This window comes from Dinghuibacter sp. (assembly GCF_035492835.1).
Taxonomy (GTDB): Bacteria; Bacteroidota; Bacteroidia; order Chitinophagales; family Chitinophagaceae; genus Dinghuibacter.
Map to the genome: position 1 here is coordinate 1 of NZ_DATJIY010000130.1, position 9,370 is coordinate 9,370.

General features: G+C 58.5%; 7 protein-coding genes. 6 read left to right on the forward strand and 1 reads right to left on the reverse strand.

Annotation, left to right across the window (positions count from 1 at the left end):
• Window positions 1-101: 101 nt before the first annotated feature.
• Complete coding sequence (locus tag VL547_RS12035; RefSeq protein WP_325578022.1) at window positions 102-614, reverse strand: gamma carbonic anhydrase family protein; 513 nt, start codon at window positions 612-614, stop codon at window positions 102-104.
• A gap of 75 nt (window positions 615-689) precedes the next feature.
• Between VL547_RS12035 and VL547_RS12040 the strand changes: the two genes are divergently transcribed.
• The 6 genes from VL547_RS12040 to VL547_RS12065 all read left to right on the forward strand — a co-directional run bounded on the left by VL547_RS12040 (window position 690) and on the right by VL547_RS12065 (window position 9,190).
• The gene (locus VL547_RS12040) at window positions 690-4,133 is read left to right on the forward strand and encodes a TraB/GumN family protein (protein WP_325578024.1); all 3,444 of its coding nucleotides are present in this window, start codon (window positions 690-692) and stop codon (window positions 4,131-4,133) included.
• A 14-nt stretch (window positions 4,134-4,147) separates the two neighbouring features.
• Entirely contained in the window at window positions 4,148-5,329 is a 1,182-nt protein-coding gene (locus VL547_RS12045) for an aspartate aminotransferase family protein (protein WP_325578026.1), read from the forward strand.
• Complete coding sequence (locus VL547_RS12050) at window positions 5,314-5,991, forward strand: response regulator transcription factor (protein ID WP_325578028.1); 678 nt, start codon at window positions 5,314-5,316, stop codon at window positions 5,989-5,991. Before VL547_RS12045 ends, VL547_RS12050 begins: the two co-directional genes overlap by 16 nt.
• Window positions 5,988-7,337: a HAMP domain-containing sensor histidine kinase gene (locus VL547_RS12055; RefSeq protein ID WP_325578030.1), complete on the forward strand. Its 1,350-nt coding sequence runs from the start codon at window positions 5,988-5,990 to the stop codon at window positions 7,335-7,337. Before VL547_RS12050 ends, VL547_RS12055 begins: the two co-directional genes overlap by 4 nt.
• Before the next feature lie 106 nt (window positions 7,338-7,443).
• Complete coding sequence (locus VL547_RS12060) at window positions 7,444-8,751, forward strand: TolC family protein (protein WP_325578032.1); 1,308 nt, start codon at window positions 7,444-7,446, stop codon at window positions 8,749-8,751.
• Window positions 8,752-8,866: 115 nt separating this feature from the next.
• Window positions 8,867-9,190, forward strand: coding sequence for a four-helix bundle copper-binding protein (locus VL547_RS12065; protein ID WP_325578034.1), 324 nt, complete (start codon window positions 8,867-8,869; stop codon window positions 9,188-9,190).
• The last annotated feature ends 180 nt before the right edge of the window (window positions 9,191-9,370 follow it).

The following is a 9,370-nucleotide window of genomic DNA, read 5'->3' on the forward strand; positions in this document are numbered from 1 at the left end:
CCCCGTTTTTGCCAAATGTTTGGCAAAAACGGGGAAAAAGAGGCCCGACCGCTCCGACTGGAGCCTAAACGCGCCGACGACCGCAGTGAACGTTCGCGGGGCTATTTGAACCAGGAGGAGTAGTGGAGGTAGTTCTTGGCGATGCGCTCGATCTGGCCGGAGATGAGGTCCTGGGGGATGTCTTTGATCTTGCGGGCGGGGACGCCTCCGTAGATGACGCCGCGCTCTACGATGGTGCCTTCGAGGACGACGGCGCCTGCGGCGATGATCGAGTTGCTGCCGATGTGGGCGTTGTCCATGATGATGGCGCCCATGCCGACGAGGACGTTGTCGTCGATCTGGCAGCCGTGGACAATGGCGTTGTGGCCGATGGATACGTTGTTGCCAACGATGGTCTTGGTTTTTTCGAAGGTGCAGTGGATCACGGCTCCATCCTGGACGTTGACGCGGTTGCCGAGCCGGATGCTGTTGACGTCTCCTCGGACGACGGCGTTGAACCAGACGCTGCAGTCATCGCCCATGACGACGTCGCCGACGATGGTGGCGTTGGGTGCGATAAAACAATTCTCGCCCCAGCGGGGATCGACGCCTTTGACGGGTAAGATGACGGGCATAGTCGTATTTTTTTCAAAAGAAAGAAAAACGGGTGTAATTTTCAGGAAATATTTTGATCCGTCGAAAAACCTTTTATGCGTTCCTTCCTTGCCTCTGCCCTGATTATCGCACAATGCTTTTGTGCATCCGGTCAAACGACCCAGCCGCCCATCACCCAACATACGCTGCTGTGGCGCGTGCAGGGTAAATCCCTCCAAAAACCGTGTTATCTCTTTGGGACGATGCACCTGGCCATCAAGCGGGCGTTCTATTTCCCCGATTCGCTGTATATCGCGCTGGAGAACGCGGATGGGTTTGCCATGGAAGTGCACCCCGACAGCCTGACGGGGATGATCTTCCGCCACGCGGTGGAGCAGTCGCAGCAAAAGATGCTAAAAGACGTGCTGAGCAAGGCGGAGATGGCAAAGCTAAACGCGCGGGTCCAAAAAGAGCTGGGAATCAATGCGGACAAGCTGACGGCCAAGGACGCCTTTATACTCAAGGAAAAGCTCTCCATACCCCAGCGGCGGGAAGACGACATGCCCGCCTTCATGGACGCCTATCTGTACAGCATCGCCAGGGACCGGGACAAACGGATCGCGGGGCTGGAACGGCCCGAAGACCAGGAGGCGCTGCTGTCGGAAATGGAAGGCAGCTTCGACCCGCACACGCTCACGGACGACGGCGGTCACGACAAGAAATTCACCGACAACCTGATCGATGTCTACTGCCAGGCGAACCTGCCGCTGGTCGATTCGATCATGGAGTTCGGCTCGGACTCCTCCGAGCTCGTCAGCTTGTTTAAGCGGAACCGCGTGATGCAGCGCAGCATGGACAGCCTGTTCAAGACCGGTACGTATTTCGTGGCGGTGGGCGCCGCCCACCTGGGCGGCGATTCGGGGTTGATATCGCTGTTGAGGAGGGAAGGGTACCTGGTGTCGCCCGTTCTTTCCGCCAAAAGGGCCGAACCAGGTTCGTATGTATTCAGCCGCGGAAGTGAAAAGGAATGGACGACCCTCAGGTCGGAGTCGGATGGGTACGAGGCTGCTTTCCCCGGCGCCGCCCAGGACTATGCCGGTGGGAACGGCGTGCAGCTGAAGGTGTACATGGATATGACGAAGAACCAGCTTTTCGAATGCGGGGCAGGCGCCATGTTGATCCAACTGACAAAAACGAACGGCGACAGCATACTCGAGGACGGTTTGAAGCGTATGATCCAAAAGCTTGGCGCCGTCACGATAAAGAAAACGCCCATCGTCCAGGATTCGGCCAGGGGACTGGAGGCGGAGATCTATAGCAAAGCCCAGGGGCTGTATATGCGGACCCGCTTTTTTGTCACGGACAAGCACATCTATTTCGTGGCCATGGTCGGTCAGGACAAGGCCTTTGTTTCGGGGCCAGCCAAGGATCGCTTTTTTGGCTCCTTCACGATGTTTGCTCCCCAGACAGGCGCCGCCTGGCATACGATGACGGTCCCCGACCGGTTTTGCAGCTACCAGTACCCGGGCCGGGACAATATCCAGCCGACATCCGGGTCGCTGTCCAATGCGGATGTGCATACGATCATCGACCCGGGAACGGGGAATATGTTTACGGCAACCCTTTCACGGGCGCACCCGGGCTTTAGCCTCAAGGGCGACTCCGTCAGCCTGTATGGCACACTGGAACGTATAAAGGACGTATGGCTGGCAAGAGGAGACAGCAATATCGTTACCAGGGACACGGTCGTTTTGGGTTGCCAGTCCCTGTGGCTGCAGGCCCGGTTGAAGGACGCCTTTGTTACGGGGTATATCATCAAGAGGGAAAACTACCAATATACGCTCATGGGTTTCAGCGCCACGGAAGAGCGGTTAAGACCCGAATGGTATTCTTTCATGGCGTCGTTCTCCCTGTTGCCCTTCGGCGAAATGCCCGTGGCGACCGAGACCGGTCCGCAAGGGACGTATACGGTCAAGGCCCCGGACCGTTTTCTGGCCAACGAAGACGACCCGGAGGAATGGCGCTGGGTGGACACGGTCCGCATGGAAACCTACTCGATGTCGGTCGTTCCGCTAAGCCCTTACGCCTTTGCGTCGAGCGATACGGCGTTTCTCCGGAGGATACTCTTTGTTTCCTTTGGAAAAAAGAATGCGCCCGCCTATACCTATACCCAGCGGCAGGGCCGGACGATGCTGACCTTCGAATCGTATCAGGAGAATTCGGGCCGGGTGGAAAGGGGCGCCTATTTTCTCGTGGGGGACAAGCTGTATAAACAAATGGCTTTCCTGTTGCCCGGACGCACGCATACGATCGCGGCCAACCTCTTTTTCGATTCGCTCCGGCTCCGGGAGCCATCGGCGTTCCGGGGTTTCCCCGCCGCCGGCCCGGCGAAGCTCCTGCGGGATTTGCGTACCGGGGATTCGGCGACACAGGCGGTGGCGGCGGACTACCTGGATACCGCGGCCTTCGGGGAAAAGGACCTGCCCGAGGCGCTGAAAACGCTGTCCGATGGAGAGCCGGAAGGGCAGCCCGTTTATTGGTCGAGGCGGTTGAAATCGGCGATCCGGGTGACCTTGACGGACCGGGACCTGCCCCAGGTCGGAGCCGCCTACCGGAATCTCCGTCCGGAAAAAGAAGAACGGCGGTACGAGCTGCTCGAGCTCGCTTCGGGTCTCGGGACGCCCGCCGGTGTGGATACGCTGCTGGAGCTATTGACGTTTAAAAGACCGACCCGGGGTCAGTCTTATTCCGTTATGTCGGACCTGGAACGGAATCCAAAGCTGGCGGTAAGGATACTCCCCGGTTTGCTGCCATTTGCGGGCGATTCCCTGCTGTGCGCCCCGCTGTTCTCCTTGTGTAGTTGTGTTCTGGATAGCAGCAGCCTGGCGCTTACGGATTTTGCGACATACGAGAGAACCCTCCTGGACGCGGGCTATGGTCACCTGGCGCGTTATGCGGGAGATACCTCGGATGGCGATTATAACTTTTGGAGACTGACGGATTTCCTGGGACGCTTCCGGGACACAGCCGCCAGGAACTTCTTTCGCAGGGCGCTGGCTACCGGCACTCCGGGGGAAAAATCGGCGTCCGTAGGAGTGTTGATTGGAATGGGGGATACCCTTTCCATGGCGTCGGTCACGCCCCTGGCGGCCAGTCCCACCTACCGGTTGGAGTTGTACGACACCCTTTCGCGTAGTGGCCGTCAAGCCATTTTTCCACCAGCCTACTTCACCCAGAGGGCCTTTGCCGAGTGCTACCTGGATGAAGCCACAAGCGACGAGGACGACGACTCCCACAAGCCGATGACCTTTCTGCGGGAGGGCGTTTATACATACCAGGGAAAGAAGGCCAAGTTCCTGCTGTTTTCCGTTCGATACACGGATAGCAGCTACCTGGGCGTCGTCGGCCCTTATCCCGTCGGTAGCAAACAGGTGATCCTCGACCGCGAAACCCGCGTCACCGGCGTATATGCAACGCGGGCGATCGATACCCGCCAGCTCGATGCGGAAGTCCGTGAATACCTGGCGGGGCGAGCCACATCCGGGGACGACGACGATTAGTACCTTTGGGGCCTATGAACCAAAGAGACCTGTTCCTCCGGCACGTGGCCCAGACCTCGGAAGCGCCCCTGGCCCTGGAATTCGTGCGGGCGGAAGGATCGTATCTGTGGGATGCGAAGGGTAAACGATATATCGACCTGATCGGAGGCATCAGCGTTTGTAACGTCGGACACCGGCATCCGGCCGTGGTGGCCGCGATCAAGGACCAGGCGGATCGCTACCTGCATACGATGGTGTACGGCGAGACGGTGCAGACGCCGCAGGTCGGTTACGCGCGTCTGCTGGCGGAGCACTTGCCACCGTCGCTGAACTGTGTGTACTTTACCAATTCCGGAACAGAGGCGGTCGAAGGCGCGATGAAGCTCGCTAAACGTGCCACGGGACGGACGGAGATCGTGGGCTTCCTGGAGGCCTATCACGGTTCCTCCCAGGGCGCGCTCAGCCTGATGGGGGACGAATACTGGCGGAATGCCTTCCGTCCCTTGCTGCCGGGGATACATCACCTGCGACACAACGATACCCGGGACCTTGCCCGGATCGGAAGCCAGACGGCCTGCGTGGTGCTGGAAACCATACAGGGGGAGGCGGGCGTGCGGGCGCCGGACGCAGCCTGGATGCGGGCGCTCCGGGAGCGGTGCGACCAGGTCGGCGCGCTGCTGGTGCTGGACGAGATCCAGTGCGGTTTTGGACGGAACGGCACGCTGTGGGCCTTCGAGCAGTATGGCATCGTGCCGGACATACTGCTGCTGGGAAAGGCGTTGGGTGGCGGGATGCCACTGGGGGCCTTTGTCGCCGACCGGTCGCTGATGTACGAGCTGGCGTCAAAACCGGTGCTCGGCCACATCACCACCTTTGGCGGCCACCCGGTGAGCTGCGCGGCCGGAATGGCGGCGATGCGGGCGTTGCTCGCGGAAAGGATGGTGGAGGGCGTTGCCGAAAGAGAAACCTGGTTCCGGACCGCCCTCGAAAATCTCCCCGGGGTCCGGGCACTCCGCTCCAGGGGTTTGATGATTGCCCTGGAATTCGATAGTTTTGAAACCAACAAGCAGGTTATAGACCGGGCGATCGCCGCCGGTGTTTTCACCGACTGGTTTTTGCACAGCGCCCAAAGCATGCGGATCGTCCCGCCCCTGAACATTTCCCGGGAGGACGTCCAAAGGGCCTGCGAGATACTAGCACTATGCATATCCTCTTAGTCGAAGACGAACCAAAGGTGGCGGACTTTATCCGGAAGGGTTTGAAGGAAAAGGCCTACTCCGTGGAGCTGGTAAGTGACGGCACGCTGGGGGAGGAGCGCGCGTTGAGGGAGGTATTCGACCTGGTGATCCTGGACGTGATCCTCCCGGGTAAGAGCGGTCTGGAGGTTTGCAAGACGGTCCGCAGGGAAAAGCCCGACCTCCCGATCATCATGCTCACCGCGCTCGGGACGACGCAGGACAAGGTGACGGGTTTCGAATCAGGCGCGGACGACTACCTCGTCAAGCCCTTCCATTTCGACGAGCTCCTGGCCAGGATCAAGGCCCTGAGCCGGAGACGGACGGTCGCCGCCCCGGGGACCATCCGCAAGGTGGCCGACCTGGAGATCGACATTTACCAGAAGAAGGCCTGGCGCGCGGGTAAGGAAATCCTCCTGACGGCCAAAGAATTCGCGCTGTTGGACCTGCTGGTCCAGAACAAGGACAGCGTGCTTTCGCGTTCTTCCATAGCGGAGGCGGTATGGGGGATCGACTTCAACCGCCGGACGAACCTGATCGACGTTTATATCAACTACCTCCGTGAGAAGATCGACAAGGGTTTTGGGAAGCCCCTCATCCATACGGTGATCGGCATGGGCTATGTGCTCAAAGAAAAACCATGAAGATACGCGACCGTCTTTCCCTGCAATTCACGCTGATTTTCGCGGTGCTGCTGCTGGTCGTGCTGGCGACCATTTACCTGTTGACGTACAAGTACCGGGCGAGCGATTTCTACGACCGGTTGCGGGACCGGGCCTTGATCACGGCCCAGCTGTTCCTGGCGGAAGACAACCTGAGCGAGGCCAAATTCAGGGCTGTGCAGCAAAAGTATCCCCAGTCGCTGCCGGGGGAGGTGGTAAGGATATATAACGACAGGAACCAGGCCGTTTTTCTGAAAGATACGTCGCAACAATGGGCGCCGTCGGTCATAGCCAGGGTGCGTGACCAGGGCGAGCTCATGTACAGCGAGGGGCCCGCGCGTACGGTGGGTCTTTACTACAAGGACAACTCGGGCAACTTCGTGGTGCTCGCATCGGCTGTGGATACGTATGGGGATGCGGGTATGCGGCAACTGCTCTGGTCGATGCTGTCCGTCCTGATCCTGTCCATCGTGGTGATGTATTTCCTGGGAAGCCTGTTTGCCCGGATAGCGCTGTTCCCCATTTCCAAGGTGATCAATGACGTAAAGATCATCCGCTCCTCCAGCCTCGACAAACGGCTGGCGGTAAAGGAAGGCAAGGACGAGATCAACGAGCTGGCCACCACCTTCAACAACCTGCTGGAGCACCTGGAACAGTCGTTCGACGCCCAGCGCTCGTTCGTATCCAATGCATCACACGAGCTCAGGACGCCCCTGACGTCCATCGTGGGGAGCATCGAGGTCACGCTGGGGGTCGAGCGTGAGCGGGAGGAATACAAAAGGGTCCTGGCCGACGTGCTGGCGGAGGCCGAGAACCTCACGAACCTGGTCAACGACCTGTTCGACCTGTCCAATTCCAACATCGATGTCAATGATTTTCATGACCTGCGGCTGGACGAATTGCTCTGGCAGGTCAAGGATGAATGGAGCCACCTGATACCCGGGAGCAGGATCGGGTTGCACTACAACCTCCCCGACGACCCGGCACGGTATACCATCCCGGGAAACAGCCATCTCCTCTTCGTGGCGCTGGGGAACATCCTTAAAAACGCCGTCAAGTTTTCGGGGAACGACCCGGTCACCTGTGCCATGACGGTCCAGGACGACAAGGTGATTATTTCGATAGAAGACAAGGGTATCGGGATAAAGCCGGAGGACATCCCGCATATTTTCGAGCCGTTTTACCGGGGAACCAACGCCCAGACCTATGACGGATTGGGTATCGGTCTGTCGCTGGCCGAAAAAATCCTGCGGTTGCACGGGGCCGTGATACAGGTGGCGTCCGAACCGGGAAAGGGCACGACGTTTTCGATCGTATTCCCCGTGTAATTCCTGCAAATCAATGAGTAAGAAAAATTTAACGGGTTCATTAATGCATTCTAATTGGGGTGAAGGGCGGCGCAAGCTACCTTTGCACCGACTCAAGTTTTTATATATGGGAAATCGTTTGCGTTCGATCGGCTTTGTCTTTGCCATGCTGGGCCTGGTACCCGGCCGGAGCTATGCCCAGGGTTATGCCCAGTCCCCCGGCCAGTCGCTACCGGCGGATACCCTGAGTATCGGCCTGGACAGCGCCGAAAGCATGTTTGTCCGGCAGAACCTGCAGCTCCTGGCCCAGCGCTATAATGTCAGCGCCCAGGAAGCCCTTATCCTCCAGGCGCGGTTGTGGCCCAATCCCAACCTTGCGTTTTCCACCGCCCTATACAACCCCCAGACCCACGAAGTGTTGCCCTTTGGCAGCGACGGGGAAATCTCGGCCCAGCTGTCGCAGCTGGTCTACCTGGCCGGAAAGCGCAACAAACAGATCCTGATCGCCAAGGCGAATACCAAACTCGCTGAGTACCAGTTGTTCGACCTGCTCCGGACGCTAAAATATACCCTGAGGACCGATTTCTACAATATCTATTACCTGCGTGCTTCGGCGGCGGTCTATGACGAGGAAATACAGGCCCTGCAAAAAGTGGTGACGGCCTTTAACGAACAACAGGGCAAAGGCTATATCGCCCCCTCCGAGGTGGTGCGGGTCAAGGCCCAGCTCTATAGCCTCCAAAGCGAGTACAACGACCTGGTCAACCAGATCAACGATACCGAAAGCGAGCTCAAGCTCATCCTCCAGGTCAAGGCCGCGACCTATGTGGTCCCCGTGCCCGATACGGTTATGGTGTCGGCGCTGGACCCCGGTAAATACGGCCTTACCGCCCTGGTCGACTCCGCGTTCAACAACCGCACGGACCTCCAGATCGCGCGCGAGAACACCGAAATCAGCAAGCTCCAGTACAACTACCAGAAGTCCCTGGCCGTCCCCGACCTCACGTTGTCGCTCGCCTATGACCAACAAGGCAGCTACGTCAACAACTTCAGCTCCATCGGCGCTGCCATCGACCTCCCTTTCCTGAACCACAACCAGGGCAACATCCGCTCCGCCCGCACCATGATCGCGTTCAACGACGCCACGCAAAAGAGCACGGAAGCCACCGTCCAGGAGAACGTGTATCGCGCCTTGCAAAAGGCATATGCCAATCAGAAATTATACAGGGATATCGATCCTGCATTTTTGACGCAGTTCGATACCCTCTCCCGCGCCGTATTGCAGAACTACGAGCGTCGCAACATCGGGTTGCTCGAGTTCCTGGATTTTTATGACGCGTATAAAACGAATACGCTCCAGCTGAACAACATCGCGTTCAACCGCGTAAGCGCGTTTGAGGACCTCAACTATTATACGGGCACGAACCTATACTAATCGCGGCGGGAGTGGCGGCGGCCCGGATACGGCGGTTTCGCGGCGCGGCGCGCGGGTATAAAGGGCGACAAAGTTTGGCATAGTTTTTTTAGTCGTCTATGAAACGCCCAGTTGCATGAAATCCAGAAAAGAATGCATCGATGCCTGTCTCCGCTGTATGTTCGTCTGCCAGGAAGCCGGCACCACCTATCTTGTTGAAGGCATGAAGGAGTGCGCACAGCTCTGTCTCGACTGCGCCGAAATCTGCGACCTTTGCGCCACCCTCATCTCTAAAAACGCCGATTGTACCCCCGATATTTGCGCCCTTTGCGAAGACATATGCACGGCTTGCGCCCAGCAATGCCGGGAGCACGTCGTAGCCGATGATTCCTCCAAGGTATGCGCCCTGGCCTGCGAGGCCTGCGCCACCGAGTGCGCCGCGTTCGCGGTTGCCGCTTAGCGCAATCTGCCCTTCGCCTAAGAAGGCGTTGGGATCTACATATATACAAAAAAAAGGGGCCCGCCTGGGGTCCCTTTTTATTTGGTTTCGTACTGGCCGCCCCTGTGCGGCCCTAGGCGCGTAGGCGTTGGGAAGTGGGGTGGGGTGCCTCTTTTACCCCGTTTTGCGAAACGTTTCGCA